15 protein-coding genes are annotated in these 17,402 nt (G+C 48.4%); 9 read left to right on the top strand and 6 right to left on the bottom strand.

Annotated elements, in window-relative coordinates; translation table 11 throughout:
* Window positions 1-22 precede the first annotated feature (22 nt).
* Window positions 23-1,162, top strand: coding sequence for a bifunctional L-alanine/L-glutamate racemase (aar, locus tag TPET_RS07680; protein WP_011943936.1), 1,140 nt, complete (start codon window positions 23-25; stop codon window positions 1,160-1,162).
* 38 nt (window positions 1,163-1,200) lie between these two features.
* On the opposite strand, the gene TPET_RS07675 is transcribed toward aar, so the two are convergent.
* Window positions 1,201-1,722 carry a type II secretion system protein gene (locus TPET_RS07675; protein WP_011943935.1) on the bottom strand — a complete coding sequence of 174 codons (522 nt, stop codon included), beginning with the start codon at window positions 1,720-1,722 and terminating at the stop codon, window positions 1,201-1,203.
* 215 nt (window positions 1,723-1,937) lie between these two features.
* Between TPET_RS07675 and gatA the strand changes: the two genes are divergently transcribed.
* From gatA to TPET_RS07650, 5 genes are all read left to right on the top strand, one after another.
* On the top strand, window positions 1,938-3,356 hold the full coding sequence (gene gatA / locus TPET_RS07670; protein ID WP_011943934.1) for an Asp-tRNA(Asn)/Glu-tRNA(Gln) amidotransferase subunit GatA: 1,419 nt from the start codon (window positions 1,938-1,940) through the stop codon (window positions 3,354-3,356).
* On the top strand, window positions 3,353-4,801 hold the full coding sequence (gene gatB / locus TPET_RS07665) for an Asp-tRNA(Asn)/Glu-tRNA(Gln) amidotransferase subunit GatB (protein WP_011943933.1): 1,449 nt from the start codon (window positions 3,353-3,355) through the stop codon (window positions 4,799-4,801). The genes gatA and gatB overlap by 4 nt, the downstream gene beginning before the upstream one ends.
* A 4-nt stretch (window positions 4,802-4,805) precedes the next feature.
* Entirely contained in the window at window positions 4,806-5,543 is a 738-nt protein-coding gene (locus tag TPET_RS07660; RefSeq protein WP_011943932.1) for a hypothetical protein, read from the top strand.
* Between the two features lie 120 nt (window positions 5,544-5,663).
* A complete protein-coding gene (locus tag TPET_RS07655; protein WP_011943931.1) occupies window positions 5,664-5,927 on the top strand; it encodes a type II toxin-antitoxin system Phd/YefM family antitoxin in 264 nt (87 codons plus the stop codon).
* A gap of 2 nt (window positions 5,928-5,929) precedes the next feature.
* Entirely contained in the window at window positions 5,930-7,033 is a 1,104-nt protein-coding gene (locus tag TPET_RS07650; RefSeq protein ID WP_011943930.1) for an ABC transporter ATP-binding protein, read from the top strand.
* 14 nt (window positions 7,034-7,047) lie between these two features.
* Here the strand turns inward: TPET_RS07650 and TPET_RS07645 are convergent, their stop codons facing one another.
* Genes TPET_RS07645 through TPET_RS07635 form a run of 3 tightly spaced genes read right to left on the bottom strand, consistent with a single transcriptional unit; the run spans window position 7,048 to window position 11,693 of the window.
* Complete coding sequence (locus tag TPET_RS07645) at window positions 7,048-9,042, bottom strand: cell division protein FtsA (protein WP_011943929.1); 1,995 nt, start codon at window positions 9,040-9,042, stop codon at window positions 7,048-7,050.
* Window positions 9,039-11,312: an endonuclease MutS2 gene (locus TPET_RS07640; RefSeq protein ID WP_011943928.1), complete on the bottom strand. Its 2,274-nt coding sequence runs from the start codon at window positions 11,310-11,312 to the stop codon at window positions 9,039-9,041. The genes TPET_RS07645 and TPET_RS07640 overlap by 4 nt, the downstream gene beginning before the upstream one ends.
* A gap of 3 nt (window positions 11,313-11,315) precedes the next feature.
* Entirely contained in the window at window positions 11,316-11,693 is a 378-nt protein-coding gene (locus TPET_RS07635) for a hypothetical protein (protein ID WP_011943927.1), read from the bottom strand.
* 46 nt (window positions 11,694-11,739) lie between these two features.
* Between TPET_RS07635 and TPET_RS07630 the strand changes: the two genes are divergently transcribed.
* Both TPET_RS07630 and bglT read left to right on the top strand, forming a co-directional pair.
* The gene (locus TPET_RS07630; RefSeq protein WP_011943926.1) at window positions 11,740-12,699 is read left to right on the top strand and encodes an N-acetylglucosamine kinase; all 960 of its coding nucleotides are present in this window, start codon (window positions 11,740-11,742) and stop codon (window positions 12,697-12,699) included.
* Window positions 12,696-13,943, top strand: a complete 1,248-nt coding sequence (gene bglT, locus TPET_RS07625) for a 6-phospho-beta-glucosidase BglT (protein WP_011943925.1) — start codon at window positions 12,696-12,698, stop codon at window positions 13,941-13,943. Before TPET_RS07630 ends, bglT begins: the two co-directional genes overlap by 4 nt.
* Before the next feature lie 108 nt (window positions 13,944-14,051).
* Here the strand turns inward: bglT and metE are convergent, their stop codons facing one another.
* Complete coding sequence (gene metE, locus TPET_RS07620) at window positions 14,052-16,253, bottom strand: 5-methyltetrahydropteroyltriglutamate--homocysteine S-methyltransferase (RefSeq protein WP_238374337.1); 2,202 nt, start codon at window positions 16,251-16,253, stop codon at window positions 14,052-14,054.
* Window positions 16,254-16,429: 176 nt separating this feature from the next.
* Here metE and TPET_RS07615 point away from each other — a divergent pair, with 176 nt between their 5' ends.
* On the top strand, window positions 16,430-16,777 hold the full coding sequence (locus TPET_RS07615) for a cupin domain-containing protein (protein ID WP_011943923.1): 348 nt from the start codon (window positions 16,430-16,432) through the stop codon (window positions 16,775-16,777).
* On the opposite strand, the gene TPET_RS07610 is transcribed toward TPET_RS07615, so the two are convergent.
* Complete coding sequence (locus tag TPET_RS07610) at window positions 16,778-17,401, bottom strand: class I SAM-dependent methyltransferase (protein ID WP_008195328.1); 624 nt, start codon at window positions 17,399-17,401, stop codon at window positions 16,778-16,780. It lies immediately after the preceding gene.
* Window position 17,402: the final 1 nt, after the last annotated feature.

Genomic DNA, 17,402 nt, shown 5'->3' with positions numbered 1-17,402 from the left:
AATCACAACAGGAGGCCTACTCATGAACATAGACGACATTCTGTTCTCCTACGGAGAAGAGGACATTCCTCTGAAAGCACTGTCGTTTCCCATCTTCGAAACGACGAATTTCTACTTCGACAGTTTCGATGAGATGTCAAAAGCCCTCAGAAACGGAGACTACGAGTTCGTCTACAAAAGAGGAAGCAATCCCACAACAAGACTGGTGGAAAAGAAACTCGCAGCGTTGGAAGAATGCGAAGATGCCCGCCTCGTTGCTTCTGGAATGAGTGCCATTTCGCTTTCCATCCTTCACTTCCTCAGCTCGGGAGATCACGTCGTGTGTGTGGACGAAGCTTACTCCTGGGCGAAGAAGTTCTTCAACTACCTTTCAAGGAAGTTCGATATAAAAGTCAGCTACGTTCCTCCAGATGCGGAAAAAATAGTCGAAGCCATCACGAAGAAGACAAAGCTCATCTACCTTGAAAGTCCCACGAGCATGAGGATGAAGGTGATCGACATAAGAAAGGTCACAGAAGTGGCAAGAGAACTCAAAATAAAAACCGTCATAGACAACACCTGGGCATCACCGATCTTCCAGAAACCAAAGCTTCTGGGAGTGGATGTGGTGGTCCACTCCGCGACGAAGTACATCTCGGGGCACGGAGACGTGATGGCGGGAGTGATAGCTGGAGACAGTGAAGATATGAAGAACATCTTCGTGGATGAATACAAAAACATCGGTCCAGTTCTCTCGCCCATAGAAGCCTGGCTCATTTTGAGGGGTCTTAGAACGCTGGAACTCCGTATGAAAAAGCACTACGAAAACGCTCTTTTGGTGTCAGATTTCCTCATGGATCACCCGAAGGTCCTCGAAGTGAACTATCCGATGAATCCAAGGTCTCCGCAGTACGAACTCGCTTCTTCTCAGATGAGCGGTGGCTCAGGATTGATGAGCTTCAGGCTGAAAACAGACAGCGAAGAGAAAGTAAAAGAATTCGTCGAAAGTCTGAAGGTTTTCAAGATGGCTGTGAGTTGGGGAAGCCACGAGAACCTTGTTGTTCCAAGGGTGGCCTATGGTGACTGCCCGAAAGAAGACGTGAACCTGATAAGAATCCACGTGGGCCTTGGGAATCCAGAAAAGCTCGTGGAAGATCTGGATCAAGCGCTTAAAAAGATTTAAAGCCCCCGGACGGGGGCTTTTTGTCTCTGGAGAGGAGATTACCACCAGAAGGCGTCGATGGATTTGATGATAAAAACATTGGTGTTATTGTAGTAAGCTCCATCGTCAGTATTTTCATCAACATCATCTAGCGAGCCAAGATTTTTCGTCGTTCCACCACCGTACGCTTCTCTGAGAGTACCTACTATCAGCTGTGCTATGACGGTACTAGGAGCATTGTAATAGAGGGCAATTTTTATCCTTTTATTATTATCATCAGGTATTAGTTTAATATCAACTTCGTCGTTGTTTAGAAGCCCAACATTTGTAAAATCTCTGAAATCCTGATTTCTATCAAGATCATTATATGGTGACTGGTCTAAATCATCAGACTTTGGCAACATAGAATACAGATATTGTTCCACCGCTTGCTCTATGTTTCTCAGTTGCACCGCTATCTTTGTGGCAGTTGCTTTTCTCATTGCCCCTGTTACTGATGGAATGAGCACCGCCATCAGAGCCGCGATGATAGCCATGACGATCAGAAGCTCAATCAACGTGAAACCCGCTCTTCTCCTCATAAAAACACCTCCCAAGTTAAAATTTGTTAAATATAGATTTTACTCTTATGAATTATACAACCTGTTACCTGATTGTGTCAAGTGTTAAAAGGCTTTCAATAAGGCTCTTTTATTCTATAGAAATATGTTCATTTTCCATTTCAGAAGAAATTTCATCGCTCTTCTGAATAATTCTAACACGTCTCTGATATAATTCTCAAGAGGAGGTGATCGGTTTGGACTTCAGAAGGCTCACAATAGAAGACTCCTTGAAACTCCCTGACGAAGAAAGGGAAAATCTCCCCCGTCTTTCCTTAGAGGCGATAAAGAAGTTCGACCCCCACGTGAAGGCGTTCATCTCCGTCAAAGAAGACGTCTCCGTGGAAAAGAATGGAAAGTTCTGGGGAATTCCCATCGCCATCAAGGACAACATCCTGACCCTCGGAATGAAAACGACCTGTGCTTCTAAAATCCTTGAGAACTACGAATCTGTTTTCGATGCCACCGTTGTGAAAAAACTGAAAGAAGCGGGCTTTGCCATCGTTGGGAAAGCGAACCTCGACGAGTTCGCGATGGGATCCAGCACCGAAAGATCCGCGTTCTTTCCCACGAGAAACCCTTGGGATCTCGAGCGAGTTCCCGGTGGCAGCAGTGGAGGATCTGCCGCTGCGGTCGCTTCGGGAATGGTCGTTGCGGCGCTCGGAAGCGACACAGGAGGTTCTGTGAGACAGCCCGCCTCGCTCTGCGGGGTGGTCGGGTACAAACCCACCTACGGACTCGTCTCTAGGTACGGCCTTGTGGCATTTGCAAGCTCTCTCGACCAGATAGGTCCCATCACGAAGACGGTGAAAGATGCGGCGATACTTATGGAAATCATCTCCGGAAAAGACGAGAACGACGCCACAACGATGGATAGGAAAGTTGATTTCCTTTCGGAGATCGAAAACGGCGTCGCAGGTATGAGATTCGCCGTTCCGCAGGAGATTTACGAGCACAAGATAGAAGACGGTGTGGCAGAGAGATTCGAAGAGTCCCTCAAACTCCTCGAGAAACTCGGTGCGAAGGTGGAAAAGGTCAGCATCCCGCACATGAAATATTCCGTCGCCGTCTATTACGTCATCGCTCCCGCTGAAGCGAGTTCCAACCTCGCCAGGTTCGACGGTGTCAAGTACGGCCTCAGGGTAAAAGAGAAAGGACTCAGAGAGATGTACATGAAGACCAGAAACGTCGGGTTCGGTGAAGAAGTTAGAAGAAGGATCATGATCGGAACATTCACCCTCAGCGCTGCCTACTACGAAGCCTATTTCAACAAGGCCATGAAAGTGAGAAGAAAGATCTCCGATGAACTCAACGAGGTGCTCTCGCAGTACGACGCGATCCTCACCCCCACTTCCCCAGTGACGGCTTTCAAGATCGGAGAGATAAAGGATCCTCTCACCTACTACCTCATGGACATCTTCACGATACCCGCAAACCTCGCGGGACTTCCCGCGATAAACGTTCCCTTTGGATTCTCCAACAACCTCCCCGTGGGTGTTCAGGTGATAGGGAAGAGGTTCGCGGACGGAAAGGTCTTCAGGATAGCAAGGGCCATAGAGAAGAACTCCCCCTACAACGAAAACGGCATGTTCCCGCTCCCGGAGGTGAAAGCATGAGATACAGACCCGTCATAGGTCTTGAGATACACGTTCAACTTTCAACGAAGACCAAAGCGTTCTGCTCTTGCCCAGCGGATGTCTTCGAGCTTCCCCCGAACACGGCGATCTGTCCCGTCTGCACCGGCCAGCCGGGAGCCCTTCCTGTTCCCAACGAAGAGATGATCAGGTTTGCCGTGAAGACCGCCCTCGCATTGAACTGCAAGATTCACAAGTACTCCAGATTCGACAGAAAGAACTACTTCTATCCTGACCTTCCCAAGGGGTACCAGATCAGTCAGTACTTCTACCCGATCGCAACCGAGGGTTTCCTGGAGATAGACGGAGACGAAGGAAGGAAAAAAGTCAGAATCAGAAGACTCCACCTCGAGGAAGACGCTGGGAAACTCGTTCACGAAGGGGACTCCATCACCCGCGCAAGCTACTCTCTGGTCGATATGAACAGATGCGGTGTTCCCCTAATTGAGATCGTTACAGAGCCCGATATTTCTTCCCCAAGAGAGGCTCGTGTTTTCATGGAGAAGTTGAGATCCATCGTGAGGTACCTCGGCGTGAGCACAGGAGACATGGAAAAGGGAGCGCTCAGATGCGATGCGAACATCTCCGTCGTTGACACAGAAACGGGAAGACAGAGCAACAGAGTGGAAGTGAAGAACATGAACTCCTTCAGGTTCGTCGAGAAGGCTTTAGAGTACGAGTTCGAGCGAATCGTGAAGGCGATGGAGAGAGGAGAAGACGTGGAAAGAGAGACGAGAGGCTGGGACATGACCACGAAGACCACCGTTTCCATGAGAGGAAAAGAAGAAGAAAGCGACTACAGGTACTTCCCGGAACCGGACATACCGCCCGTTGTTCTCTCTGACGAGTATCTCGAAGAGGTGAAAAAGGAACTCCCAGAACTTCCAGACGAGAAGGCGAAGCGCTTCATGAGAGAGTACGATCTTCCGGAGTACGACGCAAAGGTGCTCACCTCGAGTAAAGAACTCGCCGAGTTCTTCGAAGAGTGTGTGAAGGTGGTGAACAGGCCGAAGGATCTCAGCAACTGGATCATGACGGAAGTTTTGAGAGAACTCAACGAAAGAAACATCGAAATCACAGAGTCAAAACTGACCCCTCAGCACTTCGCTGATCTCTTCAAATTGATGGACGAAGGAAAGATCTCCATAAAGATCGCAAAGGAGATATTCCCTGAGGTCTTCGAAACAGGAAAGATGCCCTCCCAGATCGTGGAGGAAAAAGGTTTAGTTCAGATCAGCGACGAAAAACTCATCGAGGAACTGGTGAAAAAGGCAATGGAACAGAACCCAAAGGCCGTTCAGGATTACAAATCAGGCAAAAAGAAAGCGGCAGGGTTTTTCGTGGGATACGTGATGAGAGAGACAAAAGGAAAAGCGAACCCGGAACTCACGAACAGGATCATTCAAAAACTCCTCGAGGGGGAGTGATATTTTGAAAAAGTTTCTTCCTCTTCTTTTTATTTTTGTGGTGGGCGTAGTCGTTCTTCCCGCCTCTTTCACCTGGACGTCCGATGGATACCGCGTCAAATTCGGTGACACACTCTTTTTTGAAGTCTTCAACGACGGATGGGGTGTGGGAGTGAGTCTCTCGAAGAGTGCGACGAACTACCAGAAACTCGGTTTTCTCAAGGTGAAAACCTCAGAAGTCACTTTGAAGACGGGTCTTTCTTTTGGGAACGGCTGGAACGTTTTCTTCTGCGTTGATCAGAAAGATGTGATTCCGTTTCCCGGAAGCCTCTATTATGAGTTCTTCATCGGAAGATCGGGTGGGTACGCTATCCTGGAACAGGACTACATCGTGAAGATCGGTGGGTACAGACTATCCCTCGACAACTTCGCCTACATGTCCAGGGACACCGTCATGTTCCACAGCGGTCAATTCTCCATGGGAGGCACCTCTTTTGCGTACAGAGCTTTGAACAACACGGTTCTCTTTGGCATCTCAGATCCAGACAACGTTCTCTTTTTGGGAGCCGGACTGCTCAACTGGAAACTCGCCGGAGGAGCAGGATTCAACTTCACACCCATAAACGGTGTGGATGTCAAGCTTCTTGTTTCAGCCGCCGTAGATGAGGTCTCTTTTGGATTCATGACACGTGCAAAGAAGGGAAATACCGATCTCACCTTTGTTCTGAACACGAACGAGTTCTACTTCAGTGTGAAATTTTAAGAATCCGCACGATATTCTTCAATAAACGGGGATATTTCTCGATATCCCCGTTTTTTTGTTCGAAACAGGGCTTGTAATTTTTTGTAAACTTGACTATAATTCTGGTCAGGGAGTGATGAAATGGATCTGAGCAGGGTTTCTTTTTACAGTCTTGCGGACGCGAAAGCGCGGTTCTCCCAGGTTGTCGAAGAAGCGAAAACGAAAGACGTGGTCGTGACAAAGAACGGTGTGCCCGCGGTTGCTGTCATTGACTACGAGAAATACAGAAAACTCATGGAATTCATGGATGAGATCCTTGATACTTATCTGCTGGACATCGGGAACGTGGAGAAGTATCTCGAGCTCAAAAAGTATTTTGAATTCAACGATTCACAGGAGGTGTGAGAATGGCTCAGGTTGTCCTTGAAAACGTCACCAAGGTCTACGAAAACAAAGTCGTCGCTGTGAAAAACGCGAATCTCGTCGTCGAAGACAAGGAGTTCGTGGTTCTCCTTGGACCATCCGGTTGTGGAAAAACGACCACTCTGAGAATGATCGCAGGACTGGAGGAGATCACAGATGGAAAGATCTACATCGACGGCAAAGTTGTGAACGACGTCGAACCAAAAGACAGGGACATCGCCATGGTGTTCCAGAACTACGCTCTGTATCCACACATGACCGTCTACGAAAACATGGCCTTCGGCTTGAAGCTGAGAAAATATCCAAAGGACGAAATCGACAGAAGAGTACGTGAAGCTGCGAAGATTCTCGGAATAGAAAACCTGCTCGACAGAAAACCGAGACAGCTCTCAGGTGGTCAGAGGCAGAGGGTTGCCGTTGGAAGAGCCATCGTGAGAAATCCGAAGGTTTTCCTCTTCGACGAACCGCTCTCCAACCTCGACGCGAAACTCAGGGTACAGATGAGAAGCGAACTCAAGAAGCTCCACCACAGACTCCAGGCAACGATCATCTACGTGACACACGACCAGGTGGAAGCGATGACGATGGCTGACAAGATCGTCGTCATGAAGGACGGAGAGATTCAGCAGATAGGAACCCCACACGAAATATACAACTCTCCAGCGAACGTCTTCGTTGCCGGATTCATCGGTAGTCCTCCAATGAACTTCATCAACGCGAGAGTCGTGAGAGGAGAAGGCGGTCTCTGGATCCAGGCATCTGGCTTCAAAGTGAAGGTGCCGAAGGAATTCGAAGACAAACTCGCAAACTACATCGACAAGGAGATCATCTTCGGTATCAGACCTGAAGACATCTACGACAAGCTCTTCGCACTGGCACCAACTCCAGAGAACACGATCACAGGTGTTGTGGATGTGGTCGAACCTCTCGGAAGTGAAACTATTCTCCACGTGAAAGTCGGAGATGACTTGATTGTGGCATCCGTCAACCCGAGGACTCAGGCAAAAGAAGAACAGAAAATCGATCTGGTACTCGACATGACGAGAATGCACGCCTTCGATAAAGAAACGGAGAAGGCTATTATCTGAGGGGGCCGGCCCCCTCACTTTTTTACTTTGAACTCGATCACGTCCCCATCCTCGAGCAGTTCAGTGAACATGGCTCTCCTTCCGTTTTTGAGAAGTTCGTAGTCCTTGAGTCCGTCCAGTTTCAAATCCTTGAGAAGGTCTATTACCATGGGTTTGAAGTCTTTCAGTTCCACTCTTTCTTCGTCTATCCTGTGGAGGATTTTCAAAGGGATTTTCTTCAATTCGCCGTTGAACGTGACGGTGATGTGGGGAACTTCAAGTGCTTCCTCCAGTGTTTTCCTTCCCTTTTCAACGAGGTCGATCTCTTCTCCGAGCGGAACTTCTTTATCGTCTTTCAAAGGAACTCCCCCTTTGAGAAGATCAAGATTCACGAGGGAGATCCATTTCTCTTCGCCGTTCACCACGATCCTTGTCTTTCCGTAGGAGATCTTTGACTTTATCTCGGAGATCTTTATCTTTTCCGGAAAGCTTATCACATCTCCTTCTTCTACGTCCGCGTCGGGTGGTACTGGCGTTCCGTTCTTCACGATCTCCGGTAAGATCTCCTCCACTTCTCCATCGGGAAGTTTCACTTTCACAGGTTTCACAAGGTCCTTTATTCTCAGTGGAGTTTTCTCCTCTTCGGTTTGAATATCTATCCTGTCACCGTGCTTCACTCTGGAGGAGAGATTCGCCTCTTCGCCGTTCACGAGAATCTTCACGGAGGTTCTTCTCTTTGGCCTCAAGAGAGTTTTTCCGTTTAGTTCAAAGGAAATCATCTCTCCACCTACGAGCGAGGAGAACCTGTATCCCGCCTGTATGAGCACCTGCATGACCGAGTACCTGCCCACTCCTCCCATGAGCTTCACAGGAACCCCGTTCACGAAGACCTGAGAGAAAACGGATCCCCTGTTTCTCATGGCACTGTAAGCGATTCCCACAGGAGTAATGTACTCGCTTCCTTTGACCTTTCCGGTGAGATCCTCAACAAGACCGGTGCTTTCTACACTCTTCAGAGATACCCTGTCAAGAGGAAGATCCATCTTCCTGGCAAGACTTTCCACAAAACCCGGTACCTTCGCGCCGCCGCCGACCACCATCACAACAGAGGGGGCTCCACCGTTCAGCTCTGTCACGACCGTTGAGATCTCCGTTGTGATCTGATCCACCACAGGCTTTATCGCTTCGGAGACCTCCTGAGCGTTTAATTCGATTTCTCTGTCCAGTATATTCTTCACCTTCACTCTTTCTTCCGAAAAAACGGTTCTCTTCACGTGTTCCGCCGTCTGAAAGTCGAGCAGAAATTTCTTTCCTATGGCTTCCGTTATCTCGTCACCCGCCATGGGAATCATTCCGTAGGCCACCACCGTTCCTTCCTTCGAGATGGCTATGTCGCTCGTTCCCGCGCCCACATCGACGAGAGCTATGTTCAGATACCTGAGATCCTCCGGGACGGTCAGATCCATCGCCGCTATCGGCTCCAGCGTCACGTGAACCGGAGTGAGTCCCACAGTCTCCAGAACCCTCATCAGGGAATCCACAACGTGAACGGGAAGGAAAGCAGAGACCACCTTAACATAAGCCTTCCCGCCTCTGTGTCCCTCAAGCTTTTTCATCCACATTCCGTCGAGTCTGTACTCGACGACGGAGTATCCCACACAGAAGAAGTCCTCTTCCACACTTTCCTGCGCTTTAGTCACCGCTTCTATTTCAAGCTTCATAACGTCTTCGCGGGTGATGTGTCCGGTCTTGGAAAAATCCAGCTCCGCCTCACCTACTTGAGTTTTCAGGAACCTTCCCGCGAGGGCTACAGCCACCTCTTTCAGTTCGATTTCGTTCCTCGACTCGAGTCTTTCTTTCACCTCTTTCACCGTTTCCGCCACTCCGAGCACATCGTGAACCTGACCGTCGAACATCGTGCGTGTTTTGTGTTCTATCAGTTCAGAATCCACGATTCTGATCGTACCTTTCTCCTCGACGACGATCAAACCCGCTATCTTTCTGGTACCCACATCGAGAGCGAAGATCACACTTTCACCTCCACCACCGTGACACCCGTTCCCCCCTCAGAAGGTGTTCCGAATCTGAAAGAAACCACTCTTTTGTCCTTTCTCAGTATTTCCCATACTCCAGATGCGAGCTTTCCGGTGCCCTTTCCGTGTATTATGTATCCCTTGCTGATGCCGTTCATCATCAGGTCATCGATGAACTTCTTCACAACCGGCTCCGCTTCTTCAACCGTCATACCCCTTATGTCTATTTCCGTTCTGAAGCTCGAAGGCCTGTAAGAGACCGCTGAAGATTCTTCCTTCTCCTCTTTTTTAGCCTTTTTCAGTTTCGAAACGGGCACCTTCAATCTGAGAAAGCCAAAGTCAACAAGGGCGGTGCCACTTTTCACCTCAACGACCTTCCCCACAGAGGTTCCACCTTCCATTTTCACGTGATCTCCGGGTTTTATTTCTTCTTCGGTCGCTTCTTCGATTCTCTTTTGCTCCAGATCTTTCTTCTCTTTCTCTATCGTCTTCACCGCTTCTCTCATCTCGTCAACGCTGCCAGTTTTTGCCACGTGTATCGCCTGATCGAGTTCCTTCTTGACCTTTCTGATGTAATCGTTGAGCTCCCTCAGCTCTTTGTCGAACTCTTCTATCTTCATCCTCCTCAGCTTTTTGTAATCTTCCTCGTACTTCTCCCTCAGTTTCATGTACTCTTCGCGTTCTTTCTGGAGTTTTCTCTTCTCCTCTTCAAGAAGCGAGATCTTCTCGTGGAGAGACCTTATGAGTCCCTCGAGTTCCATCTCCTCCCGAGAGAGTCTCGATCTGGCGTTTTCGATTATACGTTTGTCGAGTCCCAACTTTTCTGCTATCTGGAAAGCGTGAGAACCTCCTGGAACTCCAACCAGAACCCTGTAAGTTGGTGAGAGGGTTTCCGGATCGAACTCCATGGAGGCGTTCAAGAGCAGAGGATGGTTCATGGCGAAGACCTTCACAGGTGTGAGGTGTGTGGTTACAAAGATCGTTGCTCCTTTTTCCAGAAGATCCTCTATTATCGCGACGGCAAGGGCGGCTCCTTCCACCGGATCCGTCCCCGAGCCCAGCTCGTCGAGGATGACCAGTGAATCGCTGTCTGCATTCTTCACGATCTCCACGATCTTCTTCATGTGCGACGAGAAGGTGCTGAGGCTCTGTTCTATGCTCTGCTCCTCACCGATGTCCGCCATGATCTTTGGAAAGACCTTCAGCTCCGTTCCTTCATCACAGGGGAGAGGGAAGCCACTCATCATGAGGGCGGTAAAAAGACCAACGGTTTTCACAGTCACGGTCTTTCCGCCCATGTTTGGACCCGTTATGATGAAACCTCTTTTGTTGGGTGGAAGCTCAAGATTTATTGGAACGACTCTCTCCTTTGGTATCAACGGATGTCTTGCGTTGACAAGTCTTATCCGCGAAGAAGGTTTCACGACGGTTCCGTTGAACTCTCTTGCGAACTTCACCCTCGCGTAGAGGGAGTCGAAACGCGCTATGAGTTCCACGTTCCTCTCAAGGTCGTTGAGCCTGGAAAGGAGTATGTTCGTCAGCTGTCTCAGGATCCTGCTGATCTCCAGCCTTTCCTCCTCTTCTAAAAGACGCACTCTGTTGTTCAGTTCGACGAACTCGTCGGGCTCCAGAAAGACGGTGGCACCGGAAGAGGAGAGATGGTGAACGATTCCCCTCACTGCGTTCCTCATGGAAGCCTTCACGGGGAAGAGATACCTTCCATCCCTGTAAACGTACATCTGTTCCTGAAGGATCTGAGAGTGCGTCCTGACGAAATCATCGGCCTTTCTCTTTATCTCGCTGGAAAGACGCTTCTTTTCCGTTCTGATCTCCCTCAATCTGGGACTCGCACGGTCCGAGATCTCTCCATCCTGTTCTATGCACCTGTTCACCTCTTCCACGAAATCTCTGAAGGAGCTGAGTCTGGAGAAGGTCTCTTTGAGCCTGCTGTATTCACGCTTTTCGAAGTCCTTCTTCAGGATGTCACAGCCTTCGAGAAACACGGAAACGCGAAGAAGTTCCCATGGTTCCAAGGCTGAACCGGACTTCACCCTCTCCACTTCCTGAGAGATATCGTTCAATCCCTTTATGGGAGGCTCTCCCCACCTGGCAAAATAGTTCAGAAGCTCCTCCACGAGTTCGAGCTCGTCCCACGGATTCACCGTCGGTTTGAGAGTGTCCAGATGTTTTCTTCCCAGGTCAGAGAGCGCGTATTTCTTTACTATCTCCACAACTTTTGGAAAATCGAGTGATTCGAGATAATCCACTCTTCACCACCCCAGTCTCACGAACAGAGGAAATCTGATGCTCGAGTCCTTCAGCGTTATTGAATAACCAAATCCCCATTTTACTCCTTCATGCTTTTTCCAGAAAAAATTGACGACGGCAAGATAGGGTTTTAAAGAAAAGCCTACCCTTGTCTCAAGGGTAAACATGAAATCCCCCAGATCCAGATTCCTCACAGCACCGACGAAGAAACAGATGGAGGAAAAGCCCCAGAGTTCCACTCCCGCTGTGAACTCTCCAGTGTCCATGCCCACGGACGACACGGTTTCTCTTTCCGAAAAATCGTAGGAAAAGCTCACAAAGACGTCTCCCATCATCTGAACGGAGACGATCACAAGCAGAGCGAGAATGATTTTTTTCATGTTTTCCACCCCGAAACGATTATACTATGATGGGGAGGTGAAGAGATTGCTCTTTCTCGGAGTGGATGTGGGGGGAACGAAAACACAGGCCGTCCTCAGCGATGAACAGGGAAACGTTCTGGCTGTTCACAGAGGAAAAGGAGCGAACTATCAGGTCGTTGGAAAGGAAAGCGCTGTCAGGAATCTCAAAGATGTGATCGAAGGTATCCTGAACAAGGCAGGAAAGACCAGAGAAGAGATCGATTTTGCCTTCTTCGGATACGCGGGAGCGGACTTCGACTACGAGATGAAGATTGTGAGAGAAATACTGGAAAAGCTCGGTCTTGAAAAATTCGACTTCGACAACGACGGAAGGACCGCCCTGAGATCGGGGGTTTTCGACGACATTGGCATCATGGTGAGCTGTGGAACAGGTAGCATCTCCTACGCATCGGACGGCAGAAGGGTGAACAGAATAGGAGGCCTTTCTTTTTCACTGGGTGAGAGACTCGGTTCACACTACATCGCTTCTCTTGTGACCTCCGCTGTGATGAGGGCAAAGGACGGCAGAGACGACTGGACGACGCTCGTTGAAGAGGTGGAAAAAGAGATCGGCCCGGTGGAGAACCTTCTGAGATACGACTACGAAGGAGGATACACAGCAGAGCTGGTCAAGAGAGTGAATCAGGCACTGTTCAGATGCGCCGAAAAAGGTGATGCGGTTTCTCTCAGAATTTTCGATGAGATCGTGGTTGAAGTGAAAAAAATCATCGACGCGCATAGAAAGGCACTGAACTTCACACCTCCCATCAAACTGATCCTGGAGGGAAGCTTCTTCAAGAACGCACCTTCCCTTCTGATAAACATGATAGAAAGCGCCACCGGAAAAGAATACGAAATCGTCATACCGAAGCACGACCCTGTAATCGGTGCCGTGTTGTTTGCAATGGAACGCTCTGGACTGAGAGTAACAGAGGACCTTTACAACAGACTGGTGAGGAACTACCTCAGGGAGGTGAAGAAATGAGAATCGCGGTGATAGGTGGAGGAAGCAGCTACACCCCGGAGCTGGTGAAGGGACTTCTCGACATCTCCGAGGATGTTCGCATCGACGAGGTGATCTTCTACGACATCGACGAAGAAAAGCAGAAAATCGTCGTTGATTTTGTGAAAAGGCTCGTCAAAGATAGGTTCAAGGTGCTCATCAGCGACACCTTCGAGAGTGCTGTCGTGGACGCGAAGTACGTGATCTTTCAGTTCAGACCCGGCGGACTCAAAGGTAGAGAAAACGATGAGGGCATTCCGCTGAAGTACGGTCTCATAGGTCAGGAAACAACAGGGGTTGGGGGATTTTCAGCGGCTTTGAGGGCGTTTCCCATAATAGAAGAGTACGTTGATACCGTGAGAAAAACATCGAACGCAACCATTATAAACTTCACCAACCCATCCGGCCACATCACGGAGTTCGTGAGAAACTACCTCGAATACGAAAAATTCATAGGCCTTTGCAACGTTCCCATAAACTTCATCCGGGAGATCGCAGAGATCTTCTCAGCAGAGCTCGAAGACGTGTTCCTGAAGTACTACGGCCTCAACCATCTGAGCTTCATAGAGAAGGTCTTTGTAAAAGGTGAAGACGTGACGGAAAAGGTCTTCGAGAACCTGAAGCTGAGGCTCTCCAACATACCAGACGAAGATTTCCCGGCGTGGTTTTACGACTCGGTGAGGATCATCGTGAATCCTTACCTGAGATATTATTTGATGGAGAAAAAGATGTTCAAAAAGATCTCCTCGCACGAGCTCAGAGCAAGGGAAGTGATGAAGATAGAGAAAGAACTCTTCGAGAAGTACAGAACCGCTACCGAGATACCGGAAGAACTCACAAAGCGCGGCGGCAGTATGTATTCCACTGCGGCGGCTCACCTGATAAGAGACCTCGAAACCGATGAAGGGAAGATACACATAGTGAACACGAGGAACAACGGCTCGATCGAAAACCTCCCGGATGATTACGTTCTCGAGATTCCGTGTTATGTGAGATCCGGTAGGGTCCACACGCTCTCGCAGGGGAAAGGAGATCACTTTGCTCTTTCCTTCATCCACGCGGTGAAGATGTACGAACGACTCACAATAGAAGCGTATCTGAAAAGATCGAAAAAACTCGCCTTGAAGGCTTTGCTTTCCCATCCACTTGGACCCGATGTGGAGGGCGCGAAAGACCTTCTCGAAGAGATACTGAAGGCAAACAGCGAACACGTGAAACTGGAGTAAAAAAAACAAAGGAGGGGGAAATTCCCCCTCCTGTTTTTGGTCGGCCAACGTATATTATACCACATGTTACTCCGATTTGTCAAGTAGGTATTTTCATCTTCTGTCCGTTCAAGTGTTATTATACTCCTTCCTCAACTTCTTTGCAAGGTCCACCATGTTTTTCAAAGAGGGTACGACCTCTTCCCAGTTTCTTGTTTTAAGGCCACAGTCGGGGTTCACCCATATCAGTTCCTTCGGAAGTATCCTGAGGACTCTTTCTATTATACTCTTCATTTCATCAACGGAGGGAACAGCGGGAGAGTGGATGTCCCAGACACCAACACCGATCTGTTTGATCCATCCTTTGAAGTTCTCAAAGGCAGAGATGATCTCACCTTTGCTCCTCGAAGCCTCAATGCTGATCACGTCGAATTCCAGCTGGTGGATGTACTCGATTATCTCGTTGAAATCCGAGTAGCACATGTGGGCGTGGATCTGTGTTTCTGGCCTCGCGTTGGCTGCCAGGTTGAAAGCGTTTATCGCCCATTCAAAGTACTCAGGCCATTTGCTCTTTTTGACAGGTGCCTTTTCTCTGAACGCGGGCTCATCGATCTGTACGATCTTTATTCCCGCCTCTTCCAGATCCTTCACTTCTTCGTTTATCGCGAGGGCTATCTGGTAAGCTATTTCTCTCTCTGGTATGTCTTCCCTGTAGTAGCTCCAGCCCATGATGGTGATGGGACCTGTGAGCATTCCCTTGACGGGTTTTTCTGTCAGAGACTGTGCGTAGGTGATTTCTTTCAACGTCATGGGCCCTGTCCTTGAAACCGTGCCGTATATGATGGGTGGACGATAACACCTCGAACCGTAAGAGAGAACCCAACCGTTCTGAGTGGTGGCGATGCCGTTCAATTTCTCAGCGAAGAACTCGACCATGTCGGTTCTTTCGAACTCACCGTGCACCAGAACATCGAGCCCTATCTCTTCCTGGATCCTTACTACCTTTTTTATCTGTTCTTTTATGAAGGACTCGTATTCTTCTTCCGAGATTTCTCCCCTTCTGTACCTTGCCCTCATCTTTCTCACATCGCTGGTCTGAGGGAAAGATCCGATTGTTGTGGTCGGAAAAAGAGGAAGTTTCAGTTCTTCTCTTTGAATCCTGTCACGCTCCTGATACTCCTTCTCTCTTCTGAAAGAGTCAGGTGTGAGCTGTTTTATCTTTTTAGAAACTGATTCATCGACGGCGAAGTCTTCGAAACTAACCTCTGGAAGATTTACTTTTTTCCCTTCAAAGAACTCTTTCAGTACTTTCAGCTCTTCAAGTTTTTCCTTTGCGAAGGCAAGTTTTTCCCTCAGACCATCAGGAAGGCTGTTTTCCCATTGCGCAGTTATGGGAAGGTGAAATAGCGGACAGGAGTTCGAGATGGCACTCGCACCGAGTTTGTCCACAAGTTCTGCCACTTTCTTGAGATTTGCTCTCCAGGGCTGACGGCCGTTTATGACACCGGCTATGAGAGTCTTGTCCGATGGAAAACCGTGTTTTTCGAAGTTTCTGAGATTTTCTGTGTTTGAAACAAAATCCAGGTGAAGGCCCTTCACAGGAAGGGACACATAAGACTCGTAGTCAGAGACGCTATCGTAATAGGTAAAAATCGTCAAAGGAAACCCTGAAAACTCGCTGTACACATCTTTTATCAAATTCCAGTGGTCTTTCTGAAGATCACACACGAAGGCAGGCTCGTCCACGAGGATTTCTCCACAACCGTTTTCTACGAGTTCTTCAAAAACTTTCCTGTAAACAGGAACGAGCCTGGTGAAAAGTTTTTCCATTTCACCGGGTTCTCTGATCCACATCCCGTCTTTTTTGGAAAGATAGAGGAAGGTGAACGGTCCCAGTATTCTTGGTGCGGTTTCAATTCCCATCGACCTGAAAAAGAGAAAATCTTCAAGAGGTATATTTTCAAGGAGTTCAAAGTTTCCACTCTCTATCTCGGGAACAAGGTAGTGGTAGTTCGTGTTGAAGTACTTTGTCATCTCAAGGGCTTTTCTTCCACGTGCCATCTCAAAATAAGTCGAAAGGCCCTCATACTTTCCAAACCGCTCCGGAATTGCCCCCACCATTATGGCTGTGTCGAGAACGAAATCGTAGTAGGAAAGTTCGTTCGAAGGAACAACGTCCACGTTCGTTCTGTAGTTCTCCACCATGTACATCCTGAGTTCGCTCATCTCTTCTTTGAACTGGTTTTCTGTGATCTTCCCCTTCCAGAAATCTTCCAGTGCTTTCTTGAACTCTCTTTTCTCACCTATCTTTGGAAAGCCGAACGCGTACACCTTCAATTTCTTTCACCTCCATTTGTTGTATGATTTGGAATCATAATACCACATGTTGTGTGTAACGTGGTTAACGACAGGAAAATTTGAACCGACATTTCCGAGGGAAAGGCCAGGTCATCTCAGATCATGATGTGTGATATACTATCAGAAAAATCATTGAAGGAGGGAACAATATGGTTGTGAAATCTTCTGAACTCACCCCTGAAAAGATATCGAACATGCGCGGCGGAAAGGGTGAGGTGGAGATGACACACCTTCTTTCCAAAGAAACCATGAGGAACAGGGCAAGACTCTTCGCAAAAATGAAACTTCCACCGGGGTCTTCTGTGAGACTGCACAGGCACGATGGAGAGTTCGAGATATACTACATCCTCTCCGGAGAAGGCATCTTCCACGACAACGGAAAGGACGTTCCCATAAAGGCAGGAGACGTGTGTTTCACAGATTCTGGAGAGTCACATTCCATAGAGAACACAGGAGAGAAAGACCTTGAGTTTCTGGCGATAATCGTTTTGCTCTGATTAACTTTTTCGCCCCGCGATCACCACAAAAGCCCCTTCGCCGTATCCTTTTAAGACAGGCTCAACATCGGTGAGTTTTGAGGGATGGTTGAAGAGTGTCTGAACCACTTTGAAGTCCCCAAAACCCACCATTTTCATTAGGTGCACTATCTCTTCAGTGGAGAAGAATCTTGCACGTTTGTAGAAGAGGCTCTTTTCCTTCTTTTCTTCGTACTCTCTTCCCAGAAAACTTTCTCTGCCCACAATACCAACGATAATGTGTCCTCCTTTTCTGATCACTCTTTTTGCTTCCTGCAAAGCCCTCAGTGGATCATCCACAAAGCAAATCGTGGTGACCATCAGTGCAAAGTCGAAGCTTTCATCCTTCAGTGGCAGATTTTCCGCTGTTCCTTCTATCACCAGTATTCCCCTTCTTCTTGCTATCTTTCCCATGCGTTTTGAAGGTTCCACCCCGATCTTTATCTTCAAAGGAACAGCGAACCTTCCTGTACCAACTCCTATCTCCACTCCCCTTCCCTCTGGAAGAAGGGCCTTCACCGCTTTGAGTTCAGAAAGATAGGCGAATTTATGCTTTAAGAACCACTCCTCGTACTCGTTCACGAAGTGTTCAAAGACATCCCACATG

This window comes from Thermotoga petrophila RKU-1, from assembly GCF_000016785.1.
GTDB classification, from domain to species: Bacteria; Thermotogota; Thermotogae; order Thermotogales; family Thermotogaceae; genus Thermotoga; species Thermotoga petrophila.
This window is presented reverse-complemented; position numbering and strand designations above follow the sequence as displayed.

What these genes read in the sequence shown, in the direction of transcription:
- aar (WP_011943936.1), top strand. Translation starts at nt 23, where the DNA reads ATGAACATAGACGACATTCTGTTCTCCTACGGAGAAGAGGACATTCCT.
- TPET_RS07675 (WP_011943935.1), bottom strand. Translation starts at nt 1,722, where the DNA reads ATGAGGAGAAGAGCGGGTTTCACGTTGATTGAGCTTCTGATCGTCATG.
- gatB (WP_011943933.1), top strand. Translation starts at nt 3,353, where the DNA reads ATGAGATACAGACCCGTCATAGGTCTTGAGATACACGTTCAACTTTCA.
- TPET_RS07655 (WP_011943931.1), top strand. Translation starts at nt 5,664, where the DNA reads ATGGATCTGAGCAGGGTTTCTTTTTACAGTCTTGCGGACGCGAAAGCG.
- TPET_RS07650 (WP_011943930.1), top strand. Translation starts at nt 5,930, where the DNA reads ATGGCTCAGGTTGTCCTTGAAAACGTCACCAAGGTCTACGAAAACAAA.
- TPET_RS07635 (WP_011943927.1), bottom strand. Translation starts at nt 11,693, where the DNA reads ATGAAAAAAATCATTCTCGCTCTGCTTGTGATCGTCTCCGTTCAGATG.
- bglT (WP_011943925.1), top strand. Translation starts at nt 12,696, where the DNA reads ATGAGAATCGCGGTGATAGGTGGAGGAAGCAGCTACACCCCGGAGCTG.
- TPET_RS07615 (WP_011943923.1), top strand. Translation starts at nt 16,430, where the DNA reads ATGGTTGTGAAATCTTCTGAACTCACCCCTGAAAAGATATCGAACATG.
- TPET_RS07610 (WP_008195328.1), bottom strand. Translation starts at nt 17,401, where the DNA reads ATGTGGGATGTCTTTGAACACTTCGTGAACGAGTACGAGGAGTGGTTC.